17 protein-coding genes are annotated in these 17,991 nt (G+C 71.3%); 10 read left to right on the top strand and 7 right to left on the bottom strand.

Annotated elements, in window-relative coordinates:
* Positions 1-109: 109 nt before the first annotated feature.
* Together G8A07_RS18565 and G8A07_RS18560 are read left to right on the top strand one after the other, a co-directional pair.
* A complete protein-coding gene (locus tag G8A07_RS18565) occupies positions 110-784 on the top strand; it encodes a DUF6345 domain-containing protein (protein WP_195793480.1) in 675 nt (224 codons plus the stop codon).
* An 18-nt stretch (positions 785-802) separates the two neighbouring features.
* A complete protein-coding gene (locus G8A07_RS18560) occupies positions 803-1,774 on the top strand; it encodes a hypothetical protein (protein ID WP_195793479.1) in 972 nt (323 codons plus the stop codon).
* An 82-nt stretch (positions 1,775-1,856) separates the two neighbouring features.
* Here G8A07_RS18560 and G8A07_RS18555 read toward each other — a convergent pair whose 3' ends face one another.
* Together G8A07_RS18555 and argH are read right to left on the bottom strand one after the other, a co-directional pair.
* Positions 1,857-2,363: a hemerythrin domain-containing protein gene (locus G8A07_RS18555; RefSeq protein WP_195793478.1), complete on the bottom strand. Its 507-nt coding sequence runs from the start codon at positions 2,361-2,363 to the stop codon at positions 1,857-1,859.
* A 180-nt stretch (positions 2,364-2,543) separates the two neighbouring features.
* Positions 2,544-3,953, bottom strand: coding sequence for an argininosuccinate lyase (argH, locus tag G8A07_RS18550; protein ID WP_195793477.1), 1,410 nt, complete (start codon positions 3,951-3,953; stop codon positions 2,544-2,546).
* A 90-nt stretch (positions 3,954-4,043) separates the two neighbouring features.
* Here argH and G8A07_RS18545 point away from each other — a divergent pair, with 90 nt between their 5' ends.
* The 3 genes from G8A07_RS18545 to G8A07_RS18535 are packed head-to-tail and all read left to right on the top strand — an operon-like array spanning position 4,044 to position 7,183.
* The gene (locus G8A07_RS18545) at positions 4,044-5,159 is read left to right on the top strand and encodes a sensor histidine kinase (RefSeq protein WP_195793476.1); all 1,116 of its coding nucleotides are present in this window, start codon (positions 4,044-4,046) and stop codon (positions 5,157-5,159) included.
* A gap of 24 nt (positions 5,160-5,183) precedes the next feature.
* Positions 5,184-6,005, top strand: a complete 822-nt coding sequence (locus G8A07_RS18540) for a LytTR family DNA-binding domain-containing protein (RefSeq protein ID WP_195793475.1) — start codon at positions 5,184-5,186, stop codon at positions 6,003-6,005.
* Positions 6,005-7,183, top strand: coding sequence for a hypothetical protein (locus tag G8A07_RS18535; RefSeq protein ID WP_195793474.1), 1,179 nt, complete (start codon positions 6,005-6,007; stop codon positions 7,181-7,183). The genes G8A07_RS18540 and G8A07_RS18535 overlap by 1 nt, the downstream gene beginning before the upstream one ends.
* Before the next feature lie 7 nt (positions 7,184-7,190).
* Here the strand turns inward: G8A07_RS18535 and G8A07_RS18530 are convergent, their stop codons facing one another.
* From G8A07_RS18530 to G8A07_RS18515, 4 genes are read right to left on the bottom strand one after another with little or no spacing between them, the layout of a single operon-like run.
* The gene (locus tag G8A07_RS18530) at positions 7,191-7,403 is read right to left on the bottom strand and encodes a putative motility protein (RefSeq protein WP_195793473.1); all 213 of its coding nucleotides are present in this window, start codon (positions 7,401-7,403) and stop codon (positions 7,191-7,193) included.
* A 59-nt stretch (positions 7,404-7,462) separates the two neighbouring features.
* Positions 7,463-8,671 (bottom strand): nicotinate phosphoribosyltransferase, encoded by a 1,209-nt coding sequence (pncB, locus tag G8A07_RS18525; RefSeq protein ID WP_195793472.1) that lies wholly within the window; start codon positions 8,669-8,671, stop codon positions 7,463-7,465.
* A complete protein-coding gene (locus G8A07_RS18520) occupies positions 8,668-9,468 on the bottom strand; it encodes an isochorismatase family protein (protein ID WP_195793471.1) in 801 nt (266 codons plus the stop codon). Before G8A07_RS18520 ends, pncB begins: the two co-directional genes overlap by 4 nt.
* Positions 9,469-9,496: 28 nt before the next feature.
* Complete coding sequence (locus G8A07_RS18515; RefSeq protein WP_195793470.1) at positions 9,497-9,889, bottom strand: hypothetical protein; 393 nt, start codon at positions 9,887-9,889, stop codon at positions 9,497-9,499.
* Positions 9,890-10,057: 168 nt separating this feature from the next.
* On the opposite strand from G8A07_RS18515, the gene G8A07_RS18510 reads away from it, so the two are divergent.
* Positions 10,058-10,828: a hypothetical protein gene (locus G8A07_RS18510; protein WP_195793469.1), complete on the top strand. Its 771-nt coding sequence runs from the start codon at positions 10,058-10,060 to the stop codon at positions 10,826-10,828.
* A 7-nt stretch (positions 10,829-10,835) separates the two neighbouring features.
* Here G8A07_RS18510 and ppc read toward each other — a convergent pair whose 3' ends face one another.
* A complete protein-coding gene (gene ppc, locus G8A07_RS18505) occupies positions 10,836-13,712 on the bottom strand; it encodes a phosphoenolpyruvate carboxylase (protein WP_195793468.1) in 2,877 nt (958 codons plus the stop codon).
* A 120-nt stretch (positions 13,713-13,832) separates the two neighbouring features.
* On the opposite strand from ppc, the gene hemC reads away from it, so the two are divergent.
* The 4 genes from hemC to G8A07_RS18485 are packed head-to-tail and all read left to right on the top strand — an operon-like array spanning position 13,833 to position 17,932.
* Positions 13,833-14,774 (top strand): hydroxymethylbilane synthase, encoded by a 942-nt coding sequence (hemC, locus tag G8A07_RS18500; protein WP_195793467.1) that lies wholly within the window; start codon positions 13,833-13,835, stop codon positions 14,772-14,774.
* Positions 14,775-14,776: 2 nt separating this feature from the next.
* Positions 14,777-15,547, top strand: a complete 771-nt coding sequence (locus tag G8A07_RS18495) for a uroporphyrinogen-III synthase (RefSeq protein WP_249937049.1) — start codon at positions 14,777-14,779, stop codon at positions 15,545-15,547.
* Between the two features lie 24 nt (positions 15,548-15,571).
* Positions 15,572-16,675 (top strand): uroporphyrinogen-III C-methyltransferase, encoded by a 1,104-nt coding sequence (locus tag G8A07_RS18490; RefSeq protein ID WP_249937048.1) that lies wholly within the window; start codon positions 15,572-15,574, stop codon positions 16,673-16,675.
* 12 nt (positions 16,676-16,687) lie between these two features.
* Positions 16,688-17,932, top strand: a complete 1,245-nt coding sequence (locus G8A07_RS18485; protein ID WP_195793466.1) for a heme biosynthesis HemY N-terminal domain-containing protein — start codon at positions 16,688-16,690, stop codon at positions 17,930-17,932.
* The last annotated feature ends 59 nt before the right edge of the window (positions 17,933-17,991 follow it).

The following is a 17,991-nucleotide window of genomic DNA, read 5'->3' as shown; positions in this document are numbered from 1 at the left end:
GCGGAAAGCGCGATGGGCCAGCGCCGTCGCGGCCGATGCGTCCTGTTCCCGATTCCGGCGGGCAGCCCGATGGCATGTTGTTCATCACGGAATCGCCCAAGGAGGACCTATGGCCAGAAATCTTGGCTCATGGTGGATCAAGGACGGCATCGACGGCCGTCGCATCGAGGCGCAGGGTTTTGCGTCCACCCTCAACCCCCTGTCCGGCTTCAACTGGACCCAGGACCACGGCGACGCGGCGGTGCTGGAAAAGGACTTCGTCGAGACGGCGTCCTACACCGAGAAGATCGACCAGGTCGATGCGGTGATGATGTCCTCGCATGGCAACCCGAACGCCTTCTCGGTCTCGGACGGCTCGGTCTCGACCTCGGACACGGTGCGCTTCGGCAAGACCGATCTGGAGATCTTCGCCACCCATGCCTGCAAGCTGCTGGAGCACACGCCCAGCAATTCGGTGGGCCGCTGGAGCGGTGCCTTCGCGCGCCTGCACTATATGTTCGGCTTCCACAACAGCTCCTACAGCGGCGGCGGGCAGAATCCGCGCGGCCAGTACTTCGCGATGTACGCGGCCTATCTGCACGAGGTGCTGCCCTTCATGCCGCACTACACCCTGCGTGAGGCCTGGAAGCTGGCCAATGTGGCGGTCGAGGGCTCGAACGTGGAATGGGCCTATCTGCGCGCCACCGCGCCGGGTGCCGACACCTACAACGAGCGCCTGGGCAGCGACGAGCCGATCGATCCGGTCAGCAATCGCTCGTTCTGGACCGCCCATGGTTCTTGCTGAGCGGGGAAGGAGCACATCATGACAGTCAGACTGAATGCACTCGGCTTCAAGGCCAAGCTGCCCGAACTGCCCAAGACCCTGCCGGTGCATGCGCTGCAGGCGCCGGACCTGGGCGAGACCCGCCGCGCCGCGATCGGCCGGCTGGCCGAGCGCCTGAAGCTCGGCAGCCTGCGCGAGGTGGAGTTCGACCATGGCCTGGTGCTGGCCAGCGAGCGCGGCGACATCACCCATTTCCGCGCCAGCGGCGGCCTGTGGGCGCGCGATGCGACCGCCGGCCGCGGCGCCAAGGAGGAGCTGCGCCAATGGGACGGCCTGGTCAAGGGCAGCGACGAGCACCAGCGCCTGGCGCTGAGCCCCGAGGCCGGCCGCAAGCTGCTGGGCCGCACCCGCGAGCTGTTGGAGCCGCTGGGCCTGCTGGGCAAGGAGCTGGCCTCGGAATCGGTGCAGCTGGACCAGGTGGCCCAGCTCGACGCCAAGGGGCGCGAGATCGCCCATGGCGCGGGCCAGGCCTCGGTGCGCTTTCACTACGCGGTGGCGGGCCTGCCGGTGCGCGGCGCCGGCGCCAAGACCCTGGCCTTCGTCGAGCCGGAGGAGGGCGGGCGCTACGCCGGCATCTTCCACGCCTGGCGGCCGCTGGGGCGCGAGCAGAAGCTGCAGCTGCCCGGCACGGTGGAGGAGGCGCTGGGCGTGGGCCTGCTGACCGATCCGCAGCTGGAGAAGTACAGCGCCGCGGGCCACAAGATCCAGATCGACAAGCTGGAGCTGGTCTATCTGGCGCTGCCGGTGTTCACGCAGCAGACGCATCTGTTCCCGGCCTTCCAGATCGAGGGCCAGGTCAGCGAGGGCAAGCTGGGCATCGGCTTCTTCTTTGGCCGCTATCACCATGTGGCCTCGCCCAAGGCCTATGCGGCGGCCGATCTCTACGGCGCCTGCCTGAGCGCGAATCCGGACGGCATCGCGCCGCAGGACAAGAACCTGCAGGTCGGCTGATGCGCCGCTGAGGAGGAGGCGAGGCAGAAAGGACAAGGGCCGCTGCGGCGGCCCTTGCTGTTGGGTCTGGGCGGCGCCCGTCTCAGGCGGACGGGGCGGGCGTGCAGGACGCCGAGCCGCAGCCGCCGGCATGCTGGCCGCCGGCCGGTGCGCTGGCGCCGTCGCGGCATTGGCCGGAGGCGGGGTCGAAGCCGACCTGCTCCATGTGATATACCAGGGCCGCGTCCATCATCTCGGCATGGGCCGGGAACCATTGGCTGAGCTCGCCCAGCACGATGGACATCGGCTCGCGGTCGTTCAGCTCGGTGGCATGGCGCACCACCTCGCGCATCACGTTCAGCACCATCGCATGCTGGCTGCTGTGGCAGTTCACCGGGGCGAAGCCGGTGGCGGCCATCCAGGCCTCCTCCATCGCGAAATGGGCCTCGGTATGGGCCAGCAGCTCGCGGAAGGCCGGCAGCGCATCCGCCCCGCTCGCCAGCGCGGCGCCGTAGGCGTTCAGCAGCGCGACGAACTCCTCATGCGTGTGGTCCAGCTGCGGCTGCTTCAGGACGAGCTTGTCGCTCCAGGTCAGGGGGGTGGTGCTCATGAGGCGCGAGTCTGGCCGGTGCGCGCGGCACCGGTCTTGTGCTGGATCAAGATGCTCAAGATGAGAAGAGCCTTGGCATCGCGTGAGGCGGATTTCACCGCGCGGGTGCCGCCGATCCGGCTTGGCCGGTCGGCCGGCACCGCCCCCTTGAGGGGGCGCGCGCAGCGCGTAGGGGGTGGGTCATCCGCCCAGCCGGGCCTTGTGGCGCGCCACCTGCGCGCGCACCTGGGCCGGCGCGGTGCCGCCCAGGATGTTGCGGGCGTTCAGCGAGCCGCGCAGGCTCAGCAGCTCGAACACGTCGGCGTCGATGCGGGCGTCGAACTTCTGCAGTTCGGCCAGCGGCAGCTGCGACAGGTCCACGCCCTGCTGGATCGCGGTCTTGACCGCATGGGCCACGATCTCGTGCGCATCGCGGAAGGCCAGGCCCTTCTTGACCAGGTAGTCGGCCAGGTCGGTGGCGGTGGCATAGCCCTTCAGCGCGGCGCGCTCCATCGCCTCGGGCTTGACCGTCAGGCCGCCCATCATCTCGGCGAAGATGCGCAGGGTGTCCTTCAGGGTGTCGACCGTGTCGAACAGGGGCTCCTTGTCCTCCTGGTTGTCCTTGTTGTAGGCCAGGGGCTGGCCCTTCATCAGGGTGATCAGGCCCATCAGGTGGCCGACCACGCGGCCGGTCTTGCCGCGCGCCAGCTCGGGCACGTCGGGGTTCTTCTTCTGCGGCATGATCGAGGAGCCGGTGCAGAAGCGGTCCGCCAGGTCGATGAAGCCGAAGCTCTGGCTCATCCACAGGATCAGCTCCTCGCTCAGGCGCGAGATGTGCACCATCACCAGGGCCGCGGCGGCGCTGAACTCGATCGCGAAGTCGCGGTCCGAGACGGCGTCCAGGCTGTTCTGGCAGACGCCCTCCATGCCCAGGGTCTTGGCGACTCTTTCGCGGTCCAGCGGATAGCTGGTGCCGGCCAGCGCGGCCGCGCCCAGCGGCAGGCGGTTGACGCGGCGGCGCGCATCACCTAAGCGCTCGGCATCGCGCGCGAACATCTCAACATAGGCCAAGAGGTGATGGCCGAAGGCCACCGGCTGGGCCACCTGCAGGTGCGTGAAGCCGGGCAGGATCACCTCGGCGTTCTTCTCCGCCACCTCGACCAGGGCCAGCTGCAGCGCGGACAGCAGCTGGGTCAGCTCGTCGATCTCGTCGCGCAGCCACAGGCGCACATCGGTCGCGACCTGGTCGTTGCGGCTGCGGCCGGTGTGCAGTCGCTTGCCGGCGATGCCGACCAGCTCGGTCAGGCGCGCCTCGATGTTCAGGTGCACATCCTCCAGATCCAGCTTCCACTCGAAGCTGCCGGCCTCGATCTCGCCCTTGATCTGGGCCATGCCCCGTTGGATCGCGGCCAGGTCCTCGGCACCCAGGATGCCCTGGGCGTTCAGCATCTCGGCATGAGCCAGGCTGCCCTGGATGTCGGCCTTCCACAGGCGCTTGTCGAAGAACACGCTGGCGGTGTAGCGCTTGACCAGGTCGCTCATCGGCTCGGAGAACAGCGCGGACCAGGCTTGGGCTTTGTTGGCGAGTTGGTTGTCGGAGGCTGAGGACATGGGTGGGCAGGCAGGGCAGGCCCGCATGACGCGGCGGCTGCGGTGAAGCGACAATGGCGGAGCAAGGATTTTATCTGCCGACCGGGAACCATGGCGGGACGAGCCAGCAACAACAACTCGCAGACCAAGCGGCACGACTGGGCCGACAGCAGCAACCTCAGCGGCGTGCTGGGCCTGGCGCCGCTGCCGGCGCAGCCGGACCTGGCCGTGCCCGGGTCGCGGCTGTTCGATGCCGGGCGGGTGTTCGACGTCTGCCATGTCGGCCTGGTGCTGCGCGCGGTGCTGGGCGTGCAGCTGCTGCTGGGCCTGGGCCTGGCGCTGGCCGCGCCAGGCTTCACGCAATGGACGGCCTGGATGAGCAGCGGCACCGTGGTCACCCTGACCGGCGTGCTGCTGTGGCTCCTGCTGCTGTGCGGCCTGCGCCACCAGCTCGCGCGCTGGCGCGAGCCCTGGCAATGGGCGGCGGTGCTGAGCCTGGGGGCGCTGTGCGCCTCGCTGGGCTGGCAGCTGCTGACCCTGGCCAGCGAGGAGCCCAGCGGCGGCTTCCGGCTCGTCAGCGTCGCGCTGGCCGGCGGCGCCTGCGCCGCGATGCTGCTGTACTGGCTGAAGCTGCGCGAGCGAGCGCACCGGCCGGCCGACGCGCTGGCGCGGCTGGTTGAGCTGCAGTCGCGCATCCGGCCGCATTTCCTGTTCAACACCCTGAACACCGCGATGGCCCTGGTGCGCGTCGACCCGCTGCGCGCGGAAGGGGTGCTGGAGGACCTCAGCGAGCTGTTCCGCGGCGCGCTGGCGGATGCGGACACGGTGGTGAGCCTGGATGCGGAGGTCGAGCTGGCGCGCCGCTACCTGGGCATCGAGCAGATCCGCCATGGCGAGCGCCTGCGCGTGCGCTGGACCCTCGATCCGGCGGCGGCCGCGGCCCGGGTGCCGCCGCTGCTGCTGCAGCCGCTGGTGGAGAACGCGGTGCGCCACGGCGTCGAGCCCAACGAGACCGGCGGCGAGCTGGAGATCGCGACCCGCGCCCAGGGCGCCGAGGTAGAGATCCTGGTGCGCAACAGCGTCGGCGCGCCCTCGCAGCAGCGCGGCCATGGTCTGGCGCTGCGCAATGTGCGCCAGCGCCTGTCGCTGATGCATGATGTGGCCGCGCGTTTCGAGGTGACCACCGAGCCGCAGCAGTTCACGGTCCGCATCGTCCTGCCCCGCTGAGTTCATCCCTCTTGATTTGCGCCTATGCACACCACGCCCGCCCTGAAGGTCCTGCTGGTCGATGACGAGCCGCTGGCGCGGCTGCGCCTGCGCGGCCTGCTGGAGGCCTGCACCGAGCCGCGCGCCGAGGTGCTGGCCGAGGCCGGTTCGGCCTCGCAGGCGCAGGCCTGGCTGCGCGACCATGGCTGCGACCTGGTGCTGCTGGATGTGCAGATGCCCGGGCCCGACGGCCTGCAGCTGGCCGACGCGCTGCGCGAGAAGGCGGTCCGGCCGGCCGTGGTCTTCGTCACCGCCCATGCCGAGCATGCGCTGCGCGCCTTCGAGCTGGATGCGACCGACTACCTGACCAAGCCGGTGCGGCGCGAGCGCCTGCAGGCCGCGCTGGCCCGGGTGGCCGAGCGCCTGGCCGAGCGGGCCGCGGCCCAGGCCGGCCGCGCCGTCGCCGCGCCCGAGGCCGGCCCCGGCGGCGAGGTCATCACCATCAACGATCGCGGCCGGCTGCTGCGCATCCCGCTGGCCGAGGTGCTCTACATCAAGGCCGAACAGAAATACCTGACCCTGCGCACCGCCACCCATAGCCATGTGATGGACGGCAGCCTCGCGGAGCTAGAGCCGCGCCTGATGCCGCGTTTCCTGCGCGTGCATCGCAATGCCCTGGTGGCGCGCGATGCGGTGCGCGAGCTGGAGCGCCATGGCGAGGAGGACGAGGGCGAGGCCACCGGCTTCGGCAGCCTGGCGGAGCCCGGCTGGGCGGTGCGCATCGCCTTCGTCGACGAATGGCTGTCGGTCTCGCGCCGGCAGATCGCGGCGGTGCGCGAGGCGCTGGCGGCCGGCGGCCGGGGCTGATGACCGAGCGACGCCGCTGGGCCAGGATCGGCGCGGCGGCGCTGGCGGCCGCGGCCATGGTGGCCTGGTGGCTCCAAGGTCGGTCTCTCGAGCCGACCGACCGGAGGGCGCCGGCCGGCGCCATCACCCTGGGCAGCGCGGCGATGTCGCTGCCGGTGGGGGCGAGTGTGGGCGCCGCGGCCGCGGTGGCCCTTCCAGAGCCCGCCGCGGCGCCGGGCTTGTTGCCGGACGGGCGCATCGAGATCTGCGGCTTCGGCCGCGTGCTCGCGCCGGAGCTGCCGATCGGCGCCAGCCTGGAAGAGCTGGCGAACCGCAGCAAGGCGGCCTGGGAGCTGCAGCTGGAGCAGCAGGTGCAGGCGCTGCAGCGCCGCACCGGGCGCGAGCTGGCCGGCCGCGGCGACGAGTTCTCGCGCCTGCTGGGCCTGCTGCTGCAGGACGACCGCGCCGGCGCGGCCCAGCTGGCGCGCCGCAGCGAGGATCCGCGCGTCTACGCCCTGGCCTGGCGCCAATGCCAGCGCGGCGGCATGGCCGTGGCCGACGGGGCCTGCGCCCAGCTGAACCTGCGGCGCTGGGCCCAACTGGACCCGCGCAATGCCTCGCCCTGGCTGGAGCTGCTGATGGAGGCGCAGCGGCGCGGCGAGACCTCCGCCGCCGAGGAGGCGCTGTACCAGGCGGCGCGGGCCGCACGGGTGGACAGCGGCCTGGGCGACTATGTCGGCGGCGTGCAGGAGCGCCTGCCTGCGGATGCGGCGTCGGGCACGCGCGGCTTTTTGCTGATGCAGCTGTTCGGCGAGGAGGCTTCCGCGATGCATTTCGGCGCGGCCGGCGCGGCCGCGCGCGCCTGCGACAGCGCGGCCCTGCGCGATGCGAACCGGCGCCAGACCTGCGCGGCGCTGGCGCGGCTGCTGATGAGCGAGGGGCGGGACCTGATGGCGGTCAATGTCGGCGTCGTGATCGGCGAGCGCCTGCAGCTGCCGGCGCGCGAGATGCTGGTGACGCGCGCGCAGGTGCAGGCGGTGCAGCGCCGCGCGGTCGATGTGGCCGGGCCGCCGCAGGAACTGACCAGCTGCCGCGGGCTGCGGCGCCTGGACGACTGGGTGCGCCAGCAGGGGCGCGAGGGGGAATGGCGCGGGCTGATGGCGCGCATGCGCGAGGCGGAAGCCTCGGCGCCGCGCTGAACTGAACTCAGGCGTAGGTGTTCAGTTGCGTGCCCAGATGGCCGCTGGTGGCCAGCGCCGGCTGGGCGGGCACCGAGTTCAGCAGTTCCAGCGCGCCCTGGCCCTGCATGTCGATCGCCTTCTTCAGCACCATCAGCTGCGCGCTCGACTGCGCCGAGCCCGGCTGCGAGGCGTTCAGGTTGTTGATCAGGGCGAGATTGCTGCTGCTGCTGATTTCCATGGCCGGGTCTCCCTTGCTGCTAACGGTGGTATCGGCCGGCCGGGCCCGAACTTGAGCCGCTAAGCCACCTTGACGCCGAACACCTGGCGCAGATAGGCCAAAAAGGTCGCGTCGTCGCACATGGTCTTGCCCGGGCTGTCGGAGAGCTTGGCGACCGGCTGGCCGTTGGCATGGGTCAGCTTCATCACGATGTGCAGGGTGCGCAGGCCCATGTCGTTGGAGATATGGGTGCCGATGCCGAAGCCCAGCTGGGTGCGGTCGGCGAAATGGCGGTACAGCTCCAGCGCCTTGGGCACGGTCAGGCTGTCGGAGAACACCAGGCGTTTGGTGTGCGGGTCGATGCGCAGCTTGGCGTAATGCGCCAGCGCCTTCTCGCCCCACCAGACCGGATCGCCGGAGTCATGGCGCAGACCGTCGAACAGCTTGGCGAAATAGAGGTCGAAGTCAGCCAGGAAGGCGTCCATGCCGACCACATCGGTCAGCGCCACGCCCAGGTCGCCGCGGTATTCCTGCACCCAGCTCTCCAGTGCGGCCTTCTGGTGGTCGCGCAGGCGCACCGAGTCCAGCGCCTGGAAGGTCTGCAGGTACTCATGCGCCATTGTGCCGATCGGTACCAGGCCCAGGTCGCGCGCCAGCAGCACGTTGGAGGTGCCTTTGAAGAAGGGCTGGGCCTCGCGCGCCAGGCGTGCGATCACCTCGCGCTGCCAGGCGCCGCTGTAGCGCCGGCGCAGGCCGAAGTCGAAGAACTCGAAGGGATGGCGGCGCGGCGCGGCCTGGTCGGCGAACGCGTCGCGCAGCTGGCCCAGCTTCTCGTCCAGGCGGCGCCGGCCCTCGGCCAGCGCCGCATCGGCGCCCCCCAGGCGGCGGAAATAGAGCTCGTTGACGATGGCCAGCACGAAGATCTCGAAGCCCATCACATGGACCTGCGGGCCGCGCGCTATGATCTCCAGCTGGCCGTCCGGCAGCGAGCGGGCGCGGATGAAGTCGCGCTGGAACTGGAAGATGCGCAGGAAGTCGACGAAGTCGCTCTTGATGAAGCGCAGGGAGGCCAGGTAGTCCAGCTCGTCCTTGGCAAAGCGCAGCGAGCACAGATGGTCCAGCTCGCGCTCCAGCTCGGGCAGCAGCTCGGCCAGCGGGAAGGCCGGCTGGTTGCGGCACCAGAAGGCGTATTCGGCCTGGGTCTGCGGATGCCGGTGCAGCATCGCCTGCCACATCGTGAACTTGTAGAGGTCGGTCTCCAGCAGGCTGCCGATCACGGGCCGGCTCATGCGGACAGCTCCCGCGTGGTCGCGATACGCAGGCCTTGCGCGCGCATGCGGGCCAGGAAGTCCTCGGCCTGCGGCTCGAAGCCGGTCACCGGGCTCATGCCGTCGCGGATCAGCACCAGCTTGTCCAGGCGCCGGCTCGGCAGATGCTCGACCAGGTCCTCGACCGTGGCCTTGACGCAATGGCTGCTGGCCTGGCCGGCGATCCACAACTCGTCGCAGTCGTCCAGGCGCTGCAGCAGGGCATGGTTCAGCTGGGTGCCGGCATCGGCCGGGTCGGGCACCTCGGCCTGCAGCGCGCTGTAATGCTCGGTCCAGGGGTTCATGCCCTTCAGCACGAACTCGGCATGGCGCTGCCGCTCCAGCTGCCAGGCGACCGCCGCGGTCTGCAGCTCGCCATGCAGGTTGTGGCCCCAGCTGCCCAGCTCGCAATGCACCGGCCAGACCATCAGGGTGTAGCGCCCGCGCGCCTCCAGCGCCTCCAGATAGGCCTGGGTGCGGGGCAGGGCGGCGGCATCGCGCGGGCGGAATTCGCCGGCGCGCAGCTGGGCCGCGGTGATCGGGGTGAAGGGGGCGACCGTGCCGCCGTCCGTCTTCTGCCAGAAGCCCGGATGGGCGATGTCCAGGCGCCGGTGCGTGTCCAGCGTGATCGTCAGCGCGGCGATGTCGGCCGCCTCGTCGCGCAGCAGCGCGGCCAGGCGATGCAGGTCGGCACCCGCGCCGGCCACCGGCAGGCTGGCGCCATGGATGTCGCAGAAGTCGTTCTGCGGGTCGATCAGGAGGAGATGGCGGGTCGGCAAGTCGGGGCTCCAACGGGTGGAGCGAACACTATACGGCGCGGCGCCCGGTCAGCAGATAGGCGGCGAACAGCAACACCATCAGCGCATCGATCGCGATCGCGAGGCCCGCCTGATGGCCGAGGTAGCGGCCACCGAGGCCGAGCATCAGGGCGATGAAGACCAGCTTGCTGAGGCCGGCGACCACCAGCACCAGCCCGCGCACCTGGGGCCGGAACGCGCCGTAGACCAGCATCGCGCCGATCAGGGCGATCAGGGCGCCCCAGTTGCGCACCACGATCTCGGCCAGCGGCCCGGCCTCGATGGCCTCGCCGAACAGGGCCCGCAGGGCCGCAGCCGGCGCGATCGCGGCCTGCAGCATCGTCAGGGTCAGCAGACCCGATGCGAGCATGATCCATTTCATCCGGGCAACGAGCCAAGCCATGGTCGATCTCCTTTCGCGTCGTCGATTCGGCCGCGGGCGGCTTCCTGCTGGAAACCCCCTGTCGGCCCCCTTGCTGCTGGGGCAGGATTGAAGGCGAACCCGCCGCGTGCGTCAATCGCAAGCGAGGCACCCTCCCGTGTAACGGCAGTCCTACCGGATACCGGCTCCATGCGGCATCGCAATCCGCTCTGCTTCCTGCTCCTGGCCTGGGCCCTGCTGCTGGGGCCGATGCGGGTATCGGCCGCCCCCGAGCCGCCGACCATGACCGAGGCCCGCCGTGCGGTCTACGGCGGCGCGCTGTGGCGCGTCGGCGCGGAGCCGGCGCACCAGGCCTTCTTTCCGCGCGGCACCCAGCTGCATGTGCACGAGGTCTTCCGCGCCGCCTACCAGGAGAGCGGGCCGGACAAGCTGATGCTGGTCTACCAGCTGACGCCGGGGCCGCGCGAGCAGTACCGCTGCGACAGCTGCGCGCCGGCGCTCGGTGCCGCGGTGCTGGCGCGGGATCTGCCGCAGGGCCTGCATATCCTCGAGGGTAGTTGGCGTGTGCAGGCACGCGCGCCGCTGCTGATGTGGGGCGCGCCGGGCGCGGCGGCCGAGGATCTGCAGCTGATCGGCCTGGGCCTGGACCGCTGGGGCCTGCGCAGCCGCTATCGCGACCGGGTCCAGAACCTGGAGTCGCGGCGCGAGCGGCTGCTGCTCCAACAGGGCGAGCGCCTGCTGCTGGTGCTGGACGAGGGCTTCGCCGGCAAGCCCGCCGCCTGCGGCGCCGAAGGCACCGCGCCGCAGCACACGGCGTTGCTGCCGCTGGCGCCGCGCGCCGCGGACGCGCCGCGCCTGGAACTGGTGCTGCGCTACAACGAGGGCGCATGCCCCCGGCCGCAGGTTCGCGAGGAGCACCGCCGCTACGAGCTGCGCGACGGGCGCTTCCAGCCGGAGTGAGGCAGGCTCAACCGGTATTCCGCAAGCCGGCGGCGATGCCGTTGATCGACAGATGGATGCCGCGCTGCACCCGCTCGAGGCCCGGATCGCCGGCGCGCTTGTCGGCCGGCACCGCGCGGTAGCGCCGCATCAGCTCGACCTGCAGATGGTGCAGCGGGTCGATGTAGGGGAAGCGATGCTCGATCGAGCGGGCCAGCGCCGGGTTGGCGGCCAGGCGCTGCTTCTCGCCGGTGATCAGGGCCAGGGCCTCGCTGGTGCGCTCGAACTCGGCCTGGATCGCGGCGAAGATCTTCTTGCCCAGGCGCTTGTCCTCGACCAGCTCGACATAGCGCTGCGCGATCGACAGGTCGGTCTTGGCCAGCACCATGTCCAGGTTGGACAGCAGGGTCTGGAAGAAGGGCCATTGCTTCAGCATGCGGCGCAGCAGGGTCAGGTTTTGCGCGCGCTGCTCGCCCTTTCCGTCCGGTCCAGCGAGGAAGGCCAGCACGCCGGAGCCGAAACCGCACCAGCCCGGCAGGGTGACGCGGGCCTGGCCCCAGCTGAAGCCCCAGGGGATGGCGCGCAGGTCCTCGATCGCGCGGGTGGCCTTGCGCGAGGCGGGGCGCGAGCCGATGTTCAGCTCGGCGATTTCGCGGATCGGCGTCGCCGCGAAGAAATACTCGGCGAAACCCTTGCTGTCGTAGACCAGCTCGCGGTAGGCGCCGAAGCAGGCGTCGGACAGGGCCTGGGCCGCGTCCAGGAAGGCCGGCGGCGCGTTCTTGGTCGGGTGCAGCAGGGTGGCTTCCAGGGTGGCGGCGACCAGGGTCTCCAGGTTGCGCCGGCCGATCTCGGGGTTTGCGTACTTGGAGGCGATCACCTCGCCCTGCTCGGTCAGGCGGATCTGGCCGTTCACCGTGCCCGGGGGCTGGGCCAGGATGGCCTGGTAGCTGGGGCCGCCGCCGCGGCCGACCGTGCCGCCGCGGCCGTGGAACAGGCGCAGGGTGATCGCGCCGTTCTTCTTCTTGAGCTCGGCGAAGAGTTCCACCAGCGCGATCTCGGCGCGGTACAGCTCCCAGGAGCTGGTGAACACGCCGCCGTCCTTGTTGGAGTCGGAGTAGCCCAGCATGATGTCCTGCTCGCCGCCGCTGCGCTGCACCAGCGCATGGATGCCCGGCAGCGCGTAGAACTCGCGCATGATGGCCGGCGCCTCGCGCAGATCGCCGATGGTCTCGAACAGCGGCACGACGATCAAGTCGCTCGTGGCCAGGCCTTCGTCGAGGGTGCCGCGCACCAGGCCGACCTCCTTCAGCAGCAGCAGCACCTCCAAGAGGTCGCTGACGCTCTCGGTGTGCGAGATGATGTAGTGGCGCAGCGCCTCGCGGCCGAAGCGGGCCAGGGCCTCGCGCGCGGCCTCGAAGATGGCCAGTTCGCCCTCGGTCTGCTCGCTGTAGGCATGGCCCACGACGCGCAGCGGGCGCGCGTCGGACAGCAGGCGCTGCAGCAGCTCGCGGCGCCCTGTCTCATCCAGGGCCGCATAGTCGGGCGCGATGCGCGCGGTGGCCAGCAGCTCGGCGATCACCAGCTCATGCTGGTCCGAGCTCTGGCGCAGGTCCAGGGTGGCGAGGTGGAAGCCGAACACCTGGATCGCGCGCAGCAGCGGCGCCAGGCGCGGCGCGATCAGGGCCTCGGCATGGTGGCTCTTCAGCGAGGCCTCGATCACGCGCAGATCGGCCAGCAGCTCCTCCGGCGCGCGATAGGGATCCTGCGGCGCCACCGCATGGCGCAGCGCCTCGGTGCCGGTCAGCGCGGTCAGGGTGGCGGCCAGGCGCGCGTACATGCCGGTCAGCGCGCGGCGGTAGGGCTCGTCCAGGCGGTGTTCGTTGCGGTCCGGGCTGCGCTCGGCCAGTGCCTGCATCTCGGGCGTGACCTGGGCCAAGAGGGCCGAGATCGACAGCTCGGCGCCCAGCTCGTGCAGTTCGGTCAGGTAATGGCGTAGCGCCACCTCGCTCTGGCGCTTCAGCGCATGGCGCAGGGTGGTGGCGGTGACATTGGGGTTGCCGTCGCGGTCGCCGCCGATCCAGTGGCCCATGCGCAGGAAGCTGTTCATCTCATGGCCGGGCAGGGCCTGTTCCAGCTCGGTGTACAGGCGCGGGATCTGGCGCAGGAAGGTCGCGTGATAGTAGGAGAGGGCGTTCTCGATCTCGTCCGCCACGGTCAGCTTGGAGTAGCGCAGCATGCGCGTCTGCCACAGCTGGGTGACGCGGGCGCGGATCAGGGCCTCGTTGGCCTGCTTCTCGCGCTCGGTGTGCAGCGCGTCGCGCTGCTCGACCAGCTCGGCGATCGCGCGCTCGGCGTCCAGGATGCTCTTGCGCTGCACCTCGGTCGGGTGCGCGGTCAGCACCGGCGAGATGAAGCCATGCTGCAGGGTACGGGCGATCTCGGCCGGGCGCACGCCGGCCTCGTGCAGGCGCTCCAGCGCGAAGGCCAGCGAGCCGGGCTGCAGGCTGCCGCTGCGGTCGTGCACCTCGCGGCGGCGCACATGGTGGCGGTCCTCGGCGATATTGGCCAGGTGCGAGAAATAGCTGAAGGCGCGGATCACGCTGACCGTCTGGTCGCCCGAGAGGCTCTTCAGTAGCTTGTCGAAGGTCTTGCCGGCCTGCGTGTCGCGCTTCAGGCGGAAGGCCACCGAGAGCTTGCGGATGCGTTCGACCAGCTCATAGGCGTCGCAGCCCTCCTGCTCGCGGATCACCTCGCCCAGGATGCGGCCCAGCAGCCGGATGTCCTCGCGCAGCGGCAGGTTCTTGTCGTCCTGGGCGCGGGTCCGGGTGGTGGCGGTCGTCTTGCTCGTCTTGCTACTGCTCTTCGTCGTCTTGGGCTGGGTGGCGGCGGCGGGTCGTGCGGGCATGGCAGGCTCGTCAGGGCTGAGGGCGTGGTGGTCGATGTGAGGGGGCTTGGTGTAACGGAGTTACTGGAATCCGACTGTAGCAGTTTCTTGTGCAGTGCCGCACTGCGCTAGCATGCCGGCATGACGGAAACATTGAAGAGCACGCCGGTGGTGATCGCCACCCGCGAGAGCCGCCTGGCCCTGTGGCAGGCCGAACATGTGAAGGCCCTGCTGGAGGCGCGCGGCCTGACGGTGGAACTGCTGGGCATGACCACCCGCGGCGACCAGATCCTGGACCGCACCCTGTCCAAGGTGGGCGGCAAGGGCCTGTTCGTGAAGGAGCTGGAGACGGCACTGGAGGAGGGCCGCGCGCAGCTGGCCGTGCATTCGCTGAAGGATGTGCCGATGGAGCTGCCGGCCGGCTTCGCGCTGGCGGCGATCCTGGAGCGCGAGGATCCGCGCGACGCCTTCGTCTCCAACAAGTACGCGAACCTGGCCGAGCTGCCGCAGGGCGCGCTGGTCGGCACCTCCAGCCTGCGCCGCGTGGTGCAGCTGAAGGCGCTGCGCCCGGACCTGCGCATCGAGCCGGTGCGCGGCAATCTGGACACGCGGCTGCGCAAGCTCGACGAGGGTCAGTTCGACGCGATCGTGCTGGCCGCCGCCGGCCTGAAGCGCCTGGGCCTGGCCGAGCGCATCCGCGCCTGCTTCACGGTGGAGGAGATGATCCCCTGCGCCGGCCAGGGCGCGCTGGGCCTGGAGCTGCGCGAGGATGCGCTGGCACTGAAGGCGGCGCTGGCCGCGCTGGTCGATCTGCCGACCGCGCTGGCGACCGAGGCCGAGCGCGCGGTCTCGCGCTCGCTGGGCGGCAGCTGCAGCATGCCGCTGGCCGCCCATGGCCGCTGGCAGGGCGCTGAGCTGAGTCTGGATGTGGCCCTGGGCCATGCCGAGGAGCATGGCCGGCCGCTGCTGAAGGCGGCCTTGAGCGCAGCGGTGGCCGACGTGGCCGCGGCCCGCGCCCTGGGCGAACGCGCCGCGGCCCTGTTGCGCGAACGCGGCGCGCGGGACTACCTGCCGCCGGCCTGACGGTGAGCGCCGCGCGGACGCTGCTCGTCACCCGGCCGCAGGCCCAGGCGGTCGAATGGCTGCAGCGCCTGGCCCCGCTGGGTGTGACCGCCCGCGCCCTGCCGCTGATCGAGATCGCGCCGGCCGAGGACGGCGGCGCGGCCGCCGCCCAGGCCTGGGCCGAGCTGCCCCGGACGCGGCTGGCGATGTTCGTCAGCCCGAACGCGGTCGAGGCCTTCTTCGCCGCCCGGCCCGCCGGGCAGGCCTGGCCGGCGCAGACCCTGGCGGCCACCGTCGGCCCCGGCAGCGCGCGGGCGCTGGCCGCGGCGGGCGTGCCGCCGGCGCAGATCGTGCAGCCGCCGCCGGACGCCGCCAGCCTGGACTCCGAGCATCTGTGGCCGCTGCTGGCCGGCGAGGACTGGACGGGCCAACAGGCCCTGATCCTGCGCGGCGCCGGCGGGCGCGACTGGCTGGCCCAGCGCCTGGCCGAGCGCGGCGCTTTGGTGCGCCAGTTCGGCATCTACCAACGCCGCTGCCCGCACCTGGATGCGGCCGGGCAGGCCCTGCTGGCCGCGGCGCTGGCGCGGCCGGACGACCATGTCTGGCTGTTCAGCAGCGCCGAGGCGGTCGGCCATCTCGAGACCCTGGCCGGGCCGGGCGCCGACTGGTCGCGGGGCCGGGCGATCGCCACCCATGCCCGCATCGCCGCGCGCGCCGAGGCCCTGGGCCTGGCCCATGTGGTTTTGGCGCGACCCGCGCCCGATGCCGTCGCGGCGGCCTTCGGCGCCTTCTGAGCGACCCCTACAATCGTTTCGACCGTGAGCGACGACAACATCTCCCCCCCTGCTGCGCCCGAGACCTCGGCCGGCCCCAAAACGCCCCCCTGGCTGCCCGCCCTGGCCACCGGGCTGGCCGTGCTGTCGGTGGCCGCCCTCGGGCTGGCCTGGCAGGGCCAGACGCGGCTGAAGGAACTCGAACAGGAACTGGTGCGGCGCCAGGCCGGCAGCCAGAGCGAGGCCAGCGAGGCCCGCGCGCTGGCGCGCCAGGCGCAAGACCTGACCCGCGACACCGCGGCCAAGACCGCGCTGCTGGAGGCGCGCCTGGCCGAGGTCTCGCTGCAGCGCGGCCAGCTGGAGGAGCTGATCCAGTCGATGTCGCGCTCGCGTGACGAGAACGTGATCGGCGACATCGAGGCCTCGCTGCGCGTGGCCCTGCAGCAGAGCAGCATCACCGGCAGCGCCGAGCCGCTGGTGGCGGCGCTGCGCCAGGCCGACGAGCGCCTGCAGCGCTACAAGCAGCCGCGCCTGGAGGGCGTGCGCCGCGCGGTGGCGCGCGACCTGGACCGGGTCAAGGCGGTCAGCGTGGTCGATGTCTCGACCCTGGCGATCCGCCTGGACGAGGTGGTGCGCCTGCTCGACGAACTGCCGATGCTGGCCAGCGCGGACAAGGCCGGCGAGGCCCCGGCCGCACGCCCGGCGCGGCGCGAGCGCGCGGCCACGCCGGCCGGTGCGGCGGCCTCGGCGCCCGAGGGCATGATGAGCGAATGGCTGGGCCTGGCCCGCGAGCGCTGGCAGGACTGGAGCGGCCAGGTCTGGACCGAGGCCAAGTCGCTGCTGCGGGTGACGCGCATCGACCATCCGGAGGCGATGTTGCTGGCGCCGGAGCAAGCCTTCTTCCTGCGCGAGAACCTGAAGCTGCGCCTGCTGAACGCGCGGCTGGCCCTGCTGAGCCGCCAGTTCGACACCGCGCAGGCCGATCTGCGCGACACCCAGGCGGTGCTGGAGCGCTATTTCGACGGCCGCTCGCGCAAGGTGGTGGCGGCCAACGAGCTGCTGCGCCAGGTGCTGGGCCAGGCGCGCCTGGTCAGCGTACCGCGACCGGACGACACGCTGGCGGCCCTGTCCGCGGCCGGCGCTCGCTGAAGGGGCCGGCGCATGCGCACGATCATCTGGCTGGTGCTGCTGTTCGCGGCGGCCGTCGTCGCCGCCCTGACCCTGGGCAGCAATGACGGCCTGGCAAGTTTCTACTGGAAGGGCTGGCGGCTCGACGTCTCGCTGAACCTGTTCCTGCTGGTGCTGGTGGGCAGCTGCTTCGCGCTGGTCACCGTCATCCACACGCTCAACTCGCTGACCAGCCTGCCGCGCCGCGCGCGCGAATGGCGGCTGGCGCAGCGCGAGCGCACCGCCCAGCTGGCGCTGCGCGAGGCGCTGGCCGAGTTCTTCGGCGCCCGCTACGGCCGCGCGCAGAAGGCGGTGCAGCGCGCGCTGAACATCCAGGCGCAGACCGGCGAGCAGCCGGACGCGGCCTTCATGGCCCTGGGCCATCTGCTGGCCGCGCAGAGCGCGCACCGGCTGCAGGACAAGCGCCGCCGCGACGAGCAGCTGCGCCTGGCGCTGGAGCTGGCGAAGACCGAACCGCAGGCCAAGGCCTCGGAAGAGGGCGCGCGTCTGCTGGCGGCCGAATGGGCGCTGGACGACCGCGATGCGCAGCGTGCGCTGGAGTTGCTGGCCGAGCTGGGTCCCGGCGTCGCGCGCCGCACCCAGGCGCTGCGCCTGAAGCTGCAGGCCGCGCGCCTGGCCAAGCAGCCGCTGGAGGCGTTGCGCACCGCGCGCCTGCTGGCCAAGCACCAGGGCTTCTCCAAGGTCGCGGCCCAGGGCCTGCTGCGTTCGCTGGCCTTCGAGGCGCTGGAGGGCGCGCGCGATGTCGATCAGCTGCGCCAGGTCTGGCAGCAGCTCGACAGCGCCGACCGCCGCGATGTGTTCGTCGCCGCGCGTGCGGCCCAATGCGCGGCGGGCCTGGGCGCGCCGGAGGATGGTCGCGGCTGGCTGCGTCCGTTCTGGGAGCAGGTCGACGAGCTGGGCAACGACGAGCGCGCGGTGCTGGCCGAGGCCCTGGTGGTCGCGATGCCGGGCCTGGGCCCGGAATGGCTGCAGCGGCTCGAATCCGCGGTGCAGCGCTTCCCGCGCGACATGCACCTGGCCTATGCGCTGGGCCATGTGCTGGCCGAGCGCCAGCTGTGGGGCAAGGCGCGGCTGATGCTGGAGCAGGCGGCCGAGGATCGCGGCCTGCCGGTGGCCGCGCGCCGTCGCAGCTGGCTCAGCCTGGCCGAGCTGGCGAATCAGGACGGTGATCTGGATCGCCGTGGCCGCTGCTTCGAGGCCGCGGCCACGCTGCAGTGATGTGGATCATTGATGAAAATCTGCAGAATCTTGCGCCGGCGATAAAAACCGTGCTATAG

Origin of the sequence: Roseateles sp. DAIF2 (assembly GCF_015624425.1) — a bacterium.
GTDB lineage: Bacteria > Pseudomonadota > Gammaproteobacteria > Burkholderiales > Burkholderiaceae_C > Kinneretia.
The sequence above is the reverse complement of the archived record's forward strand: the minus strand, read 5'-3'. Positions and strand labels throughout refer to the sequence as shown.